Origin of the sequence: Amycolatopsis sp. NPDC058986 (assembly GCF_042741125.1) — a bacterium.
Taxonomy (GTDB): Bacteria; Actinomycetota; Actinomycetes; order Mycobacteriales; family Pseudonocardiaceae; genus Amycolatopsis.
The window spans coordinates 91264-105656 of record NZ_JBHYJW010000031.1; the positions used below are offsets into that span (position 1 = coordinate 91264).

The window sequence follows — 14393 nt, forward strand, 5'->3', positions numbered from 1 at the left end:
GATTCCCCGGGTCGAGAAGGGTACTGGCGGGAGCGGGGGACCTTTGCTACCGCTCGTTAGTTCCGCTCAACAACAATAGCAAAGGTCCCTTGCTCCTCTTCCGTCCGAAAATGGGCTGTGAGCTGGGGAGATGTGCGGCTGGCCGAGGGCCGGCATGTCCCGGATGCGCCGTTCACGACGCTCGACGTCCTGAATGGCGCATTCACGACGTCGAGCCTGGATCCACCGGCGGGGCTGGCGCCACGCTTTGTCGCGAACGGAGCGTTCGCGACGACCAAGGCCGCCAGCCGCCGGTGAAGCCAGGTTGACTGTCCCGAATTGGCGACGCGAAGAGCCGTGAGAAGAGAGCGGGCCGCGGGGGCCGCACCGAGGAACCCTCTGCTTCCCTCGGGGCGGCCCCCACGGGTCCGTTCGCCCATCCCGGGCCGGGCCGAGTTCAGGCCCGGGACAGACCGGCCAGTACGTCACAGGCGAGCTCGTGGGTCGCGGGCAGCCGGACGGCGCTGATCCGCGGGCTGCCGACCTCGGCGAGCTGCGCGTCCACCGAGAGCCGTTCGTGCACCGCCCGCCGCAGCGCGACCCCGCGCGAAGCGAGGCGGTCGTCGCGCGGCACCAGTGCCGCCACGACCGACGGTCCCAGCGAGGCAACGCTTTCTCCGCCGTCGAACACGGTCCGCAGCGCGTCGGCGGCGAGGATCATCCCGGTCAGCCGTGGCCAGCCGTCGACCGTGCTGAAGTCCAGTTCGACCACGAGCAGCACGAAGTCCTCGGCCACCGCGCGTTCCTCGCGCTCCGCTCTGCGGTACACCTCGGCGAGCCGGGTGCGCAGGTACGCGGCGGTTGGCAGACCGGTCAGCGGGTCGGTGACCTCGGTGTGCACGAGCTGGTCCGTCGCGACGTCCGCCCAGGCCAAGGCCGTCAGGCGGAGCAACCGCGCAGGGGTGGCGTCCACATCCGGAGCGACGAATCCGTCCACGACCGCGGGATCGGCGGAGCCGGCGAGCACGGCGTGCAGCGCCGCGAGGTCGGTCAGCGTCTCCGCAAGCCCGGCACCGGCGGCCGCACGGGCGCGGCCGAGCCCGGCCAGCGCGCGTTCCGCCGCCTCGCTGCCCACTGCGGGCTTCCCCTGTCTCACCACCGCGGCACACACCGCGTCGACCTCGGGCAGTCCCCAGTCGCTGGGGAACCGCCAGCCCGAAGCCAGGCTCGCGGTTCGCCACCGTGCTCGCAGCGCGCGCAGGGTCCGGTCCCGGTCGAACCGGTTCCGCGCCTCCTGCGAGTCCGTCACCCCGGACAGCGCCCCGGTCGCCGGCAGGTCCACTGGCCACCGCTCCTCTCGTCCGGTTCGGAGCGATCTTGTCGCGCTCCGAACAGGGGACGCGCCAGGCCCGGGTCCGTGACGGCGTTCCGGCGGGTTTTGTTGACCAAGGGCGCGGCGAGCCCGGGTGAACATATTGCGCTCTCCGGGTCAACACGCCGACCGCGAGGTGACGCGTGTCGCAGCTTCCGTCACACTTGTGCCGCGCAAGAGTCAAGGTAGGTATTGGCGGCCCGTCAGGCGGCCACCACCACCCGCAGAGGAGTCCCGTGTCCACCGTTCCCGCCGATCTCAGCGGTAAGAGCGACGCCGAGCTGATCGCCGAGGTCCGTGCCGGGCAGATCGCCTCCTACGGGCCGCTGTACGAGCGGCACACGGCCGCCGCGCACAACCTCGCCCGTCAGCTCGCGCGCTCCAGCTCCGAGGCCGACGACCTCGTCTCCGAGGCGTTCGCGAAGGTGCTGGACACGCTGCGCGCCGGCAAGGGACCCGAGACCGCGTTCCGCGCGTATCTGCTGACCGCGCTGCGCCACACCGCCTACGACAAGACCCGCAAGGACAAGCGCGTCGACCTCAACGAGGACATGACCGACGTCGGCGGCGCGGTCGGCGAGGCGCTGACCGTCCCGTTCTCCGACACCGCCGTCGCGGGGCTCGAGCGCACCATGGCCGCCAAGGCCTTCGCGCGGCTGCCCGAACGCTGGCAGGCCGTGCTCTGGCACACCGAGATCGAGCAGCAGAGCCCCGCCGAGGTCGCCCCGCTGCTGGGCCTGACCGCGAACGGCGTCTCGGCGCTCGCCTACCGCGCCCGCGAGGGTCTCCGCCAGGCCTATCTGCAGGTCCACCTGCAGGAGAACGGCGCGGAACGCTGCCGCGCCACCGCCGACCGGCTCGGTGCGTGGACCCGCGACGGACTGTCCAAACGCGAACGCAGCCAGGTCGAGAATCACCTGGACGAATGCGAGAAATGCCGCGCGCTCGCCGCCGAGCTCGCCGACATCAACGGCGGTCTGCGCGCGATCATCGCCCCGATCGTCCTCGGTGGCGCCGCGCTCGGCTACCTCGCCACGATCGGCGCGGCCAAGGCGAGCGCCACCACCGCGGCGGTCACCGGAGCGGCCGCCGCGGGAGCGACCGCGGGCGGAGCCAAGGCCGGTGCGGCGGCGGGCGCCGCGGCGGGCGGGCCACGGCAGTTCGCCGGTGTCGCCGCGTCCGGGACGGCCATCGCGGCGGCCGTCGTCGTCGCGCTCGTCGCCGGTGGCGGTACCCAGGACATCCCGGCGGCCGCCCAGGTCCCGCCGCCCGCGGCGCAACCCGCGCCGCAGCAGCCACCGCCGCAGCAGCCACCGGCCCAGCCGCCCGCTCAGCAGCAGCCACCGCCCGCGCCCCCGGCACCGCCGCCCGCGGCGCCCGCCCCGCCCGCGGTCCAGCCGCCGAACCCGGCCGCGCCGCCGGGGTCGCAGCCGCCGCCGACCACACCGCCCTCGCTCCCGAAACCGAACGTGTCCGCGACGACGCCGCCCGAGGGCGTCGTGCTGCAGCCGGGCGGCAAGCCCGCCAACCTGCCCATCACGGTGCGCAACGACGGCGCCGGCCCGTCCGACCCAGTGGTCGCCACGCTGAGGCTGCCGCCGGGGGTGCACGCGGTGCCCGCGGGGGGCGGCGGCGCCCCCGGCGCGAGCGGCTTCGCCATGGCCGCGCCCGAAACGATCAACGTCAACTGTCCCGGCGGGGACGGCACTGTCACCTGCCGGACCGGGACCGGCCTGCAGCCGGGCCAGTCCGCGGTCCTGATGTTCCTGCTGAAGGCCGACGACACCGCCAAACCCGGCAGCACGGTCGAGGGTTCGGTCACCGCGGGCGCTCAGGTCCATGTCGACCTGCGCGTGAACGTCGCGGTCAAGCCGCCGCCGGACGCGGTGACGCTGGAGGCCGAGAGCGACTGGCTGTCGGAACTCCCGTGGTGGCAGAAGCCGCGCATCTACGTCCGGGTGCACAACACCGGGCAGACGACCAAACCGGTCACCGTGACCTTCGACCATCCGCTGTCGAGCTGGTGGAGCCTGCGCGGTTTCCCATGCCGGCCGACCGCCGGTGGCGCGACCTGCACGACCACCGGCGCGCTCGCCCCTGGCCAGCACGTCAACCTGTGGGTCCAGCTGCGCGGGCGCCCGCCCGCGGGGCACCCGGTGACCGTCGGCGCCACACTGGGGACGGCCTCGGCGAAACCGGTCCCGGTGTACTTCGACTGGTGCCCGCCGGGGCAGCTCGCGCCGACGCCGCCGACATCGTCCACCGGGACAAGCGCCACGACGAGCCCCGGCAAGAGCACGCCGAAGAAGTCGCCGGGCCACACCGGCGTCCCGCCGGTGACGACGTCCGAAACGCCGCAGCCGAAGCAGTCTTCGGCACCGGCGACCACGAGCGCGCCGCCCCAGCCGGGCACTTCCACCACGCCGATCGGCCCGAGCCACCCTGGGAAGCATTTCGGCCTGCCGACGGGGTAGCGTCCGCGCGGTGCGGGAATTGCTGGGCAGGCACCGCGAGCTGATCCGGTTCGCGGTGGTCGGCGGGATGAGTTTCGTGATCACGCTGGCGGTGAACTACGGCCTGAAGTTCACCGTGCTGCGGGCGAATCCGCTGACGGCGCTGATCCTCGCGACGCTGGTGGCGACGATCTTCTCCTACGTCGCCAACCGCGAATGGTCCTTCCGCACCCGCGGCGGCCACGAACGGACGCACGAGGCGGCCCTGTTCTTCCTGTACAGCGGCATCGCGCTGGGCCTGAACTCGGTTCCGCTTGCCGTGTCCCGCTACGTGCTCCAGCTGCAGGTGCCGCACGTGACGTTCGCCGCGCAGGAAATCGCCGACTTCGTCAGCGGGATCGTGCTAGGGACGCTGCTGGGCACGGTCTTCCGCTGGTGGGCCTTCAAGAAATGGGTGTTCCCCGCCGAGGATGTCCGGCCACAGCGGAGGTCCGGGAACGACCCCGAGGATCCGGACATTCGCGACAGGATGGCCGCCTGAGCCATCGGCCCTGGTCAGCCTCTCCTAAACTGCGGAGGTGACCGTCGTCGAAACCGTGCTCAGCCGCACGCCCGAACCCCTGCGCTCGGTGCTGATCAAGCACCGGGAACTGCTCAAGTTCGCGATCGTGGGCGGCACGACCTTTCTGGTCGACAACGGCGTCTGGTACCTGCTGAAACTGAGCGTGCTGGAATCGAAGCCGACGACGGCGAAGGCGATCGCGATCATCGTGGCGACGATCGTGTCGTACATCCTCAACCGCGAGTGGTCCTTCCGGACCCGCGGCGGCCGGGAACGCACCCACGAGGCCGCGCTGTTCTTCGTGATCAGCGGCGTCGCCGTGGTGGTGAACCTGATCCCGCTCTACGCGTCGCGGTACGTGTTCCACCTGGAGACACCGCACGTGTCGAGGCTGGTCCAGGAGATCGCGGACTTCGCGAGCGGGTCGATCATCGGCATGCTGCTCGCGATGGTGTTCCGGTTCTGGGGCTTCAAGAAGTGGGTGTTCCCGGACGAGCTGGGCCAGCGGCGCCGCGACGGCGACCAGGTCACCCGCCTCCCCCGCTGACCGCTCCGCCCGGCTCGCGATAGCAAAGGTCCCTCGCTCCGCCCGGGCTCCTGCGCCCCAATGCGGTTTCTCGGTGCGGGCGGGCCTGGCGGGGTGAAAGTGCGGTGGCGCCAGTGTCCCGAAAGCTCCGTTCGGGACGATGAACGTCCCGAACGGAGCGTTCGCGACAAGCAAGACCACCGCACGCCCCCCATCGCAACGACAACCCCGCGAACACCACTCACCCCACCGACCACGCACCCCAGCCCCACCGAATGCCGTGAAGGCCTCCTTCACAGCGCTGAGCGCCGGTAAGGGGGCCTTCAGGGCACGTCGCGAATGGCGCATTGCCGACGTTCAACGCCGCGAATGTCCCATTCCCGGCATCGCCCCGGCCCGCGCCGGTGTCCCGAACGGCGCGTTGGCGACGATGAGCGTCCCCAACGACGCGTTCGCGACACGAGCACCCCGCCCTCCAGCGAAAAGAACTTGTCTACGGACATGTAGTTGTCTAGAGTCATGAACTGTCAGTTGTCCGGCACGTAAGGACGCCGGCCGGGGTCGACCGGCCGAGCGGGACGAATCCGAGGTGGTTTCCGAGCGCGAAGAGGACCGCACCCCAGCGCGGGTGACGGTTGGAACCTTTTCCCGTCTCGACGGGGCGCACCGAGCTGCGCCCGGACCGCACGTCCCTTCCCTACGCATTGGACCTCCCTTGACCACGCTTTCCGTGGCGCCTCCGCGCGCCCGCATTCCCCTTGCCCTCACAGGCCTTTTCCTCGCCGTCTTCCTCGGCATGCTGGACGCGCAGGCGGTTTCGACCGCTCTGCCGGGGATCGCCGCCGAATTCGGCGGCACCGGCTCGTTCGCCTGGGTCACCACGGCCTATCTGCTCGCGGGCAGTGTCACCGCGCCGGTGTACGGCAAGCTCGGTGACCTCTTCGGCCGCAAACGCGTTCTGCTCGTCGCACTCGTCCTCTTCCTCGCCGGGTCGCTCGCTTGCGGGCTCGCCGGCAGCGCGACCACGCTCATCGCCGCCCGGGTACTCCAGGGCGCCGGCTCCGGCGGCCTCTTCGTCTCGGTGGGCGCCACCATCGGCGAACTCTTCCCACCGCGCGAAGGCGCGAAGTACTTCGGGTGGTTCTCGGTGTGCTTCGCGGTCGCGTCGCTGGCCGGTCCGGTCGCCGGCGGCCTGCTCACCGAACTCGTCGGCTGGCGGTGGATCTTCCTGATCAACCTGCCGATCGGCGGGTTCGCCCTGCTGGCCGTGGCGACGTTCCTCCAGCTGCCGAAGCGACGTCGCGACTCGCCGTTCGACATCGCGGGCGTGCTCCTGCTGGGCGGCGCCATCACCGGCCTCACCCTGCTGACGCCGTGGTCGGTCCCGCTCGGCGTGGTGCTGGCGATCGCCTTCGTCCTGGCCGAGCGCCGCGCGACCGCGCCGGTACTGCCGCTCCGCCTGTTCGCCGACCGCACCTTCACGCTGTCCACCGCGCTGAGCCTGCTGGCCGGGTTCGCCTTCCTCGGCTCGGTCAACTACCTCGCGGTGTTCCTCCAGAAGGTGGCCGGGGCCGATCCGGCGACGGCCGGATTGCTGCTGGTCCCGATGACGCTCGCGGTCGCGGTCTCGTCCGTCGTCTCCGGACGGCTCATCAGCCGCACCGGCCGCTATCGCTGGGCGCCGATCACGAGCATGGCGCTCGGCCTGCTCGCGGTCCTCGCGATGACCACGCTCGACGAGCACAGCACGATGCCGGTCGTCATCGGCTGCCTCACGGTGTTCGGGCTCGCCGCCGGGCTGAACATCCAGGTGCTCTCGCTCGCCGCGCAGAACACGGCCGCGCGGGAGGACCTCGGCGCGGTCTCGGCGACCGTCGCGTTGTTCCGTTCGCTCGGCTCCGCACTCGGCCCGGTCGCGCTCGGCGCGGTGTTCAGCGCCGCGCTGGGCACCGGGCACTACGCCGCCGCGACCCACGGCGTGTTCCTCGCGATGCTCCCCGCGCTCGCCGCCGGCCTCGTCGCCGCCCTCGCCCTGCCGCGCGTGCAGCTTCGCTCGAAGCACTGAATTTTCGTTATCCAGTAAGGAGAAATCTCATGATTCTGGTTCTCGGTGCCACCGGAAAGGTCGGCCGCGAACTCGTTCCCGCTCTCCTCGACACCGGCGCCACCGTCCGGGCACTGACCCGCGACCCGGCGCGCGCACGGATCGACCCGCGCGCCGAGGTCGTCGAGGGCGACCTCGACCGTCCGGCGGAGTTGCCGCGCCTGCTCGACGGCGTCGAGCGGGTCTTCCTGCTGACTCCGGGCCACGGCCCCGGCCGGGAGATCGCCGTCGCCAAGGCCGCGGCCACCGCCGGGGTGACCCACCTGGTCAAGCTTTCGACCAGCTGTGTCCACTTCGGACAGCAGGACGCCATCACCCGAGGTCACGCGGAAGCGGAGCAGGCCGTCCGCGAGGCCGGACCGGCGTGGACGATCCTGCGTCCCGGCGCGTTCATGGACAACCGCTTCGGCTGGCTGTCGTCGGTCCGTGAGCACGACACCGTTTTCGTCACCGAGGGTGACCCGGACTCGGCGCTGATCCACGTCCGCGACATCGCCGCGGTGGCGACACTGGCCTTGACCGGATCGGGCCACGAAGGCCGGGTCCATCCGCTCAGTGGCGGCGTTTCGCTCAGCGCGGAACAGCAGGTCGAGACGCTCTCCACAGCACTGGGCCGCCCGCTGAAGATCGTGCTCGAGACCGTCGAAGAGACCCACGCGCGGATGCTCTCCTACGGCTGGCCCGCCGCGACGATCGACGGGTTCTTCGAGCTCAAACGCGAGTCGAGCGCCCACGAGCACGTCGTCTTCGACACCGTCGAGCGCCTGCTCGGCCGCGCCCCGCTCACCTTCGCCGACTGGGCTCACGAGAACGTCGCAACGTTCCTCGGCGCCTGACAACTCTCTGTACACGCGGAGCAAGGGACCTTTACTATCGCTTAGCGGCAGTAAAGGTCCCTTGCTCCCCCTCCCACTGGGCCGAACGGGTGCTCCCCGCTACGCCGGTGGCACAAAGCACTTGGGCCATCCGCTGTCGCCGCGAGATACTCACCATGTGTTTAATTCGGGCCGGACGGTGTGCGGCGTGGACGGCGAAGAGACAGCCTTCCCGGCGCCGGCCTTTCGAGGTTGATCTTCGACGCCGAAGGAGACCCCATGACCGACCGGCTTCGCGTGATCGTCGTGGACGACCATCCGCTCTTCCGTTTCGGGGTGTGCACGCTGCTCGCCGCCGAGCCGGGGATCGAGGTCGTCGGTGAGGCGTCGAGCGGCGCGCAGGCGGTCAGCGCCGCAGCCGCGCTGCATCCCGATGTCATGGTGATGGACCTGCACCTGCCCGACCTGTCCGGCATCCAGGCGACCCGGCACATCGTGGCCGAATGCCCGGAGGTCGGCGTGCTCATGCTGACGATGGCCGACGAGAGCGAATCGGTGTTCGCCGCGATGCGCGCGGGCGCGCGCGGCTATCTGCTCAAGGACGCCGAGCCCGACGAGATCATCCGCGCGGTGCAGGCGGTCGCCCGGCGCGAAGCCATTTTCGGCCCGGACATCGCCAATCGCGTCCTCGGCTTCTTCAACCAGCCGCTGCCCAGTACGAACCCGGTGTTCCCGGAGCTGACCGGCCGCGAACGCGAGGTCCTCGAACTCATCGCGAGCGGGCACAGCAACGCCTTCATCGCCAGCACCCTGTGCCTGAGCCCGAAGACCGTGCGCAACCACATCTCGAACGTGTTCAGCAAGCTCCACGTCGCCGATCGCGCGGAGGCCATCGTCCGGGCGCGGGACGCCGGCCTCGGGAGTCCTCCCGCCCGCCGCTGATATCCACAGTGGACGGTTCAGCAGAGGTCGGCGTCGTGCACCAGCAGGGCGATCTGGGTGCGGTTGCCCAGGTCGAGCTTGGTCAGGATCCGGGTGATGTGCGCCTTGACCGTGGCCACGCCGACGAACAGCTCGGCGGCGATCTCGGCGTTGGTCCGCCCCCGCCCGACCGCGACGGCGACCTCGTGCTCCCTTGTGGACAGTGCGGCCAGCGCGGCGCGGGCGCGGTCGTACGCGCCCGCTTCGGTGGCCGCGCGGTCCATCAGGCGCCGGGTGACGCGCGGCGAGAGGATCGGATCGCCGGCGGCGACCTTGCGGACGGCGTCGGCGATGTCGGCGGGCGGGGAATCCTTGAGCAGGAATCCGCTCGCCCCCGCGCGCAGTGCCCGCAGCACGTTCTCGTCGGTGTCGAACGTGGTGAGCACGACGACCTCGGGTGGTTCGGCGCGAGCCCGCGTGCGCAGCGTGGCCGCGATCCCGTTGACCCGCGCCATGCGGATGTCCATCAGCACGACGTCGGCGGGATGCGCGTCGAGAACAGCGGGGAGTTCGTCGCCGTCGCCCGCCTCGCCGACCACGGTGATCCCGTCGGCGCCGTCGAGCATCATCGTCAGCCCTGCCCGCACCAGTGCGTCGTCATCCACGACGAGAACCCGGATCATGCGGGCCACGGTAGCCAGGCCGAAAGCCGGAACTCCTCCGGAGTGGCCTGGTGGTCGAGTTCTCCCCCGGCCAGCCGCACCCGCTCGGTCAGGCCGACCAGGCCGGTGCCCGCCCCGGGAATCGCGGGATCGGCCGGGGCGCCGGGCATCGGGTTGGACACGGTGATGACGAGCCGGGCGCCCGGCGAGCCGTCGAGTGCGATCCGCACCGGCTGGCCGGGCGCGTGTTTGCGGGCGTTGGTCAGCGCTTCCTGAACGACGCGATAAGCCGTCCGCCCGGTCGTCCCGGGCAGGGCGGCCGGGTCGGCCACCGCGTCCCGCACCTCGACCGGCGTCCCGACGGACCGGGATTCCTCGACCAGCTCGGGCAGATCGGCCAGCACCGGCACTGGCCGCTCGGCGCCGTCCGCCGCGGTGTCGTCGTCCCGCAGCAGGACGATGACGTCCCGCAGTTCGTTCAGCGCCTGGTGCGCGGTGGCCCGGACGACCCCGGCCGCGTCGGAGAGCCGTTCGGGCGGGATGTCCGGCCGGAACTCCATCGCGCCCGCGTACGTCGCCAGCAGCGACAACCGGTGCGCAAGCACGTCGTGCATTTCCCTGGCGATCCGGGTGCGTTCCGCTGCCCGCGCCTCGGCGACGCGGCGCCCCTGCTCGGCTTCGGCGCGGCGAGCACGTTCCTCCAGTGACGCGATCAGCGCGTGCCGCGCCGCCGCCAACGCGCCCCAGCCGACGAGCGCGGCGTGCCCGACCACGACCAGCACCAGCCACCACACGTAGGCCAGCCCTGGCATCGGCCGCCACACACCGCGTAGCGCGTGCCCCGCGATCCCGGCCAGTGCCACGCCGACGGCGAGTGTGGTCCGGCGGCACCGGGCGGTGTGCAGCAGGCCGACGCTGTATGGCGGTGTCGCGGTCGGCGACACCGCGGACAGCACGACGAGCACCAGCGTGACGGCGGTGGGCCTGCGGTTCAGCAGCGGCAGCAGGGCACAGCCGCCCAGCCCGAGCACGAGGTCGAGCACGAGCCACCGCGGGTCGGTGCCCGACGTGTATTCACCCCACGCCGTCGCCATGACGCAGCCGCCCATCACCAGGGCGGGCAGGGTCATCCGCCGCTCGCAGGTCAGTCCCTCGTGCACCGCCCGAGCGTACGACCGGCCCGGGAGCGGTGACAGCGACCAAAGTCGACATCGGCCCCGACCGGAGGAGGCCCCGCCGCGACCACGCGGCCGATGCGCCGGGACGTCCGGGCGGCGAGGCTTCCGCCATGACCACGAACCTGGGGGCTGGTCCCGACGCGATGCGGTCCACGCTGCTCGGCCCGTTACGGGGCACCGTCCTCGAACTCGGCCCGGGCAGGGGCGTCAACCTGCCGTTCTACGCGCCGCAGGTGCGCTGGATCGGGATCGAGCCGGACGCGGGCAACCGCGAGCGGACGCGGCGTGCGGCCGAACGGCTCGGCCGCCGCGCCCTCGTGCTGCCGGGGCGCGGCGAACGGATCGAACTGCCCGACGGGTTCGCCGACGCCACCGTCGCGACGTTCGTGCTCTGCTCGGTCGACGATCCCGACGCCGTGCTCGCGCAGCTGCACCGGGTCCTGCGGCCCGGCGGGAAGTACGTCTTCGGCGAACACGTCGCCGCGTCGCCGGGCTCCTGGGTCCGTCGCGGCCAGGACGTCTGGGCGCTGTTCACGAGACGCTTCAGCTCGTGCCGTCCGAACCGGGACAGCGAAGCCGCCATCGCACGCGCGGGCTTCGACGTCGTCGAGTCGCGCCACTACACCCTTCCCGGCCCGTTGGGCGTTCCCGTTCCGCACATCGCGGGCACCGCTGTCCGTTCCTGAGCCACGACAAGGAGAGAAACCCATGAGGCATTCGCTATCCACAAAGGACAGTGTCGAAATCCCGGCCGAGGGCACCTATCGCATCGACCCGGAGCGCTCGGCGATCTCGTTCGGCACCCGGCACATCTTCGGCCTCTTCGCCGCACACGGCATGTTCTCGCTGCACGAGGGCTTCATCCGGGTGGCCGATCCCGTCACGGAATCCTCGGCGTGGGCGAAGATCCCGGCGATGAGCTTCGACACCGGCAACCCCGCACGGGACCGCACTGTCCGATCAGGACAGTACCTCGACGCCGGGAAGTATCCCGACATCACGTTCGCCTCCACCCGGCTCGCGCGGACCGAGGAGGGCTGGGTCCTGCACGGCTCGCTCACGGTGCGCGGGAAGTCGAGCGGGCTCGAACTGCGCGTCGAATCCGCACGGACAGCGGACTCCCGGCTGACCCTCCGGGCCACCAGCCGTGTCGACCGCTATGCGTTCGGTGTCACCAAGATGAAGGGCATGACCGGACGGTACCTGACGTTCCGGCTGGACCTCACGGCCGATCGGGCTTGACGCATTCCCATATCGGCATATGATTGCTCTCGTGGCACGAGCAGCGACGACGGCGGACGCGTTCAACGCGGTGGCCGAACCCCGGCGGCGGGAAATCCTGGACGTTCTCGCGACTGGCGAACTCCCGGTGAACGACCTGGTGCGCCTGCTCGGGCTCACCCAGCCGCAGGTGTCGAAGCATCTGCGGGTGCTGCGCGAGGTGGGAGCGGTCGACGTACGCGACGAAGGACGACAGCGGTTGTACCGGCTGAACGGGCGTGCCCTCAAACCCATCCACGACTGGGTGAAGAAGTACGAACGGTCCTGGTCGGAGCGGTTCGATCGACTGGACGCCGTACTGGAGGAACTCAAGGACGAGGAGAGCTGAAATGCCGGAGACGACAAGCAAGAAGGCGAAGATCACCCTGCCCTCGGACGAGCAGATTCTGATCACGCGGGAGTTCGACGCGCCGAAGCATCTGGTCTATCGCGCGTATACGACACCGGAACTGGTGCGGCGGTGGTGGAGTGGGCACCGCGGCACGATGACCGACGTCGAGATCGATCTGCGGGTCGGTGGCCGCTGGCGGTACGTCATTACGGCGAACGGCGGATTTCAGGTCGCTTTCCACGGCGAGTACCGGGAAATCGTGCCGGACGAGCGGCTCGTCATGACCGAGGTCTTCGAACAGCCGGGCACCGAAGTGTCCGATGTGGACGCTTCGGACGACGCGGGCGCGCCGGTGACCACGGTCACCTTCGCCGAAGTGGACGGCCGCACGACGTTGTCGATCCTGGTGCAGACGTCGGGCAAGGAACTGCGTGACACGATCCTCGGCTCCGGGATGGAGATCGGCATGCAGGAACAGATGAACGTCCTGGAGGAGATTGCGATCTCGCTCGGTGCGGAGTGAGCGCCCGTGCGGTGGTCTTGGATGTCGCGAATGGCACATTGCGGACGTTCAACGTCGCCAATGTCCCATTCGCGACACCACCCCGGGCCTTTGTCTTTCAGCCCTGGGTGATGTTGACCATCCAGGTGATGCCGAAACGATCCACGCACATGCCGAATTCGTCGCCCCAGGCCTGTTTTTCCATCGGCACGGCGACATTGCCGCCCTCGGAAAGCTTTTCCCAGTACCCCCGCAGTTCGTCGGCGTCGTCCCCGCTCACGCTCACGGAAATGCTGCTGCCGCTGCCGCGTTCCATGCCCGGCACGGTGTCGGCGGCCATGAGCGTGAACCCGCTGGGCGTTTTCAGCAGGGCGTGCATGATCTTGTCCGCGTTTTCCTGATTACCGAAGTCACCGAAAGTGTTCAACGTCAGGTCACCGCCGAACACGGTCTTGTAGAATTCCATCGCTTGGCGCGCGTTGTCGGTGAAACCGAGGTAGGGGTTCAATGTGGAGGCCACCGGATGCTCCTTGCTGAGGACGGTAGGGCTCGTGACGGTAGAGCATCGTCGCAGATCAACGCGAGCGTCGCCAGCCCCGGTCACCCACGCGGTGGGGCCACGGGAGGCAGTTGGCGGCCCGTCGGTGATTTTCGTACCCGCGTAAGCGACAAACCCAGCGGAGAATGTCACGCCGGGACGGTCCGGATCAGCGGAAAATGCGCGCGATGTCCAGCCACTTCCGCGCGTCCTCACCGACCGCCGTCAGGTCGGCCTCGGCTCGGGTCCTGCGCTGGGTGACGCGCAGGCAGAAGTCGAGGGCGCTGCCCCGGACCCGCTGCCCTGCCTCTTCCGGGCCCCATGCCCAGGTCTGACCGTCGGGAGCGGCCAGCTCGACACGAAACGGCTCGGCCGGAACGGGCAAGTGGGCGGTGTGGAACGAAAGTTCTTTTCCCAGCACTCCCAAGGAAGCGATGTGCCGGAGCCTGCTCGTCGGCGGGTGCGCGACGCCGAGTGTGTCGAAAATGTCCTGCCCGTGAGCCCACGTTTCCATCAGGCGAAGCGGAACCATCAGTGCCGCCGTCAACTCCGAGCCGTACCACGGAAACGCCTGATCCAGCGGAATGTCGCGGAGCGCCACCGCCACCTCGGCCCGGCCGGAGCGCCATTCCTCCAGCAGTACCGATCGCGGTTTCGCCGCTCCCGCGGCGGCGTCGAGGTCAGCGTGCCCGCTGCCCGCGGCTTCCGCCTGCGCCAGCACGGCGCCGAACGCCTCCGGGGTCCGGATGGCGATGAGCACGTTCGCGTCGGTCACGGCGAGATGAGCGATCTGATGGGCGATCGTCCAGCCCGCCGCCGGCGTGGGCAGCGACCAGTCCGCCTGCGCCGACACCAGGGCGTCGAGTTCGTTCCCTTCGGCCACCAAGCCGGGCAACGCGATGTCACGCTCCACATCGGACAGATCGAGGCCGTAGTCCAGCATCGGTGTCACCTTCGCGTTGACGGCAACGGGTTTGTCCCGTTTGGACGGTAGGAGACCGCCCGTCGTCACGCTACCGAAGGTCGCTCCCGGCAAACCGGAATCTGCCCTTTCGATCCCCTGCCGGTACCCGGCTAGGGCGTGTCTGACAAATATTCTGGTTGTTTGTTGGGATGCTGTTGGTCGTGTCGCGGTTTCAGTTGCTTTCGGATGCTCAGTGGGCGTTGAT

16 protein-coding genes are annotated in these 14393 nt (G+C 70.2%); 11 read left to right on the forward strand and 5 right to left on the reverse strand.

The features are described 5' to 3' along the window. Positions 1-132: 132 nt before the first annotated feature. Positions 133-297, forward strand: coding sequence for a hypothetical protein (locus ACFW0G_RS26040; RefSeq protein ID WP_378328004.1), 165 nt, complete (start codon positions 133-135; stop codon positions 295-297). Positions 298-436: 139 nt separating this feature from the next. Here ACFW0G_RS26040 and ACFW0G_RS26045 read toward each other — a convergent pair whose 3' ends face one another. Continuing rightward, positions 437-1321 (reverse strand): GGDEF domain-containing protein, encoded by an 885-nt coding sequence (locus ACFW0G_RS26045; protein WP_378328005.1) that lies wholly within the window; start codon positions 1319-1321, stop codon positions 437-439. A 266-nt stretch (positions 1322-1587) separates the two neighbouring features. Between ACFW0G_RS26045 and ACFW0G_RS26050 the strand changes: the two genes are divergently transcribed. The 6 genes from ACFW0G_RS26050 to ACFW0G_RS26075 all read left to right on the forward strand — a co-directional run bounded on the left by ACFW0G_RS26050 (position 1588) and on the right by ACFW0G_RS26075 (position 8753). Next, positions 1588-3825 carry a sigma-70 family RNA polymerase sigma factor gene (locus ACFW0G_RS26050; protein WP_378328006.1) on the forward strand — a complete coding sequence of 746 codons (2238 nt, stop codon included), beginning with the start codon at positions 1588-1590 and terminating at the stop codon, positions 3823-3825. Positions 3826-3835: 10 nt separating this feature from the next. After that, entirely contained in the window at positions 3836-4345 is a 510-nt protein-coding gene (locus tag ACFW0G_RS26055) for a GtrA family protein (RefSeq protein WP_378328007.1), read from the forward strand. A gap of 37 nt (positions 4346-4382) precedes the next feature. Then, positions 4383-4913: a GtrA family protein gene (locus ACFW0G_RS26060; protein ID WP_378328008.1), complete on the forward strand. Its 531-nt coding sequence runs from the start codon at positions 4383-4385 to the stop codon at positions 4911-4913. A 694-nt stretch (positions 4914-5607) separates the two neighbouring features. Continuing rightward, positions 5608-6957 (forward strand): MDR family MFS transporter, encoded by a 1350-nt coding sequence (locus ACFW0G_RS26065; RefSeq protein ID WP_378328009.1) that lies wholly within the window; start codon positions 5608-5610, stop codon positions 6955-6957. Between the two features lie 29 nt (positions 6958-6986). Continuing rightward, on the forward strand, positions 6987-7832 hold the full coding sequence (locus tag ACFW0G_RS26070) for an NAD(P)H-binding protein (RefSeq protein ID WP_378328010.1): 846 nt from the start codon (positions 6987-6989) through the stop codon (positions 7830-7832). Between the two features lie 258 nt (positions 7833-8090). Continuing rightward, entirely contained in the window at positions 8091-8753 is a 663-nt protein-coding gene (locus tag ACFW0G_RS26075; protein ID WP_378328011.1) for a response regulator, read from the forward strand. Between the two features lie 17 nt (positions 8754-8770). Here ACFW0G_RS26075 and ACFW0G_RS26080 read toward each other — a convergent pair whose 3' ends face one another. Beyond that, a complete protein-coding gene (locus ACFW0G_RS26080) occupies positions 8771-9415 on the reverse strand; it encodes a response regulator (protein ID WP_378328012.1) in 645 nt (214 codons plus the stop codon). Further along, entirely contained in the window at positions 9412-10554 is a 1143-nt protein-coding gene (locus ACFW0G_RS26085; RefSeq protein ID WP_378328013.1) for a sensor histidine kinase, read from the reverse strand. The genes ACFW0G_RS26080 and ACFW0G_RS26085 overlap by 4 nt, the downstream gene beginning before the upstream one ends. 128 nt (positions 10555-10682) lie before the next feature. On the opposite strand from ACFW0G_RS26085, the gene ACFW0G_RS26090 reads away from it, so the two are divergent. Genes ACFW0G_RS26090 through ACFW0G_RS26105 form a run of 4 tightly spaced genes read left to right on the forward strand, consistent with a single transcriptional unit; the run spans position 10683 to position 12707 of the window. Further along, positions 10683-11258, forward strand: a complete 576-nt coding sequence (locus tag ACFW0G_RS26090) for a class I SAM-dependent methyltransferase (protein ID WP_378328014.1) — start codon at positions 10683-10685, stop codon at positions 11256-11258. Positions 11259-11280: 22 nt separating this feature from the next. Then, positions 11281-11814, forward strand: a complete 534-nt coding sequence (locus ACFW0G_RS26095; protein ID WP_378328015.1) for a YceI family protein — start codon at positions 11281-11283, stop codon at positions 11812-11814. 31 nt (positions 11815-11845) lie between these two features. Then, positions 11846-12181, forward strand: coding sequence for an ArsR/SmtB family transcription factor (locus ACFW0G_RS26100; protein WP_378328016.1), 336 nt, complete (start codon positions 11846-11848; stop codon positions 12179-12181). Position 12182: 1 nt separating this feature from the next. Further along, complete coding sequence (locus ACFW0G_RS26105) at positions 12183-12707, forward strand: SRPBCC family protein (protein ID WP_378328017.1); 525 nt, start codon at positions 12183-12185, stop codon at positions 12705-12707. A 97-nt stretch (positions 12708-12804) separates the two neighbouring features. On the opposite strand, the gene ACFW0G_RS26110 is transcribed toward ACFW0G_RS26105, so the two are convergent. Both ACFW0G_RS26110 and ACFW0G_RS26115 read right to left on the reverse strand, forming a co-directional pair. Beyond that, complete coding sequence (locus tag ACFW0G_RS26110; protein WP_378328018.1) at positions 12805-13206, reverse strand: VOC family protein; 402 nt, start codon at positions 13204-13206, stop codon at positions 12805-12807. A 187-nt stretch (positions 13207-13393) separates the two neighbouring features. After that, complete coding sequence (locus tag ACFW0G_RS26115) at positions 13394-14167, reverse strand: TIGR03084 family metal-binding protein (RefSeq protein ID WP_378328019.1); 774 nt, start codon at positions 14165-14167, stop codon at positions 13394-13396. Positions 14168-14393: the final 226 nt, after the last annotated feature.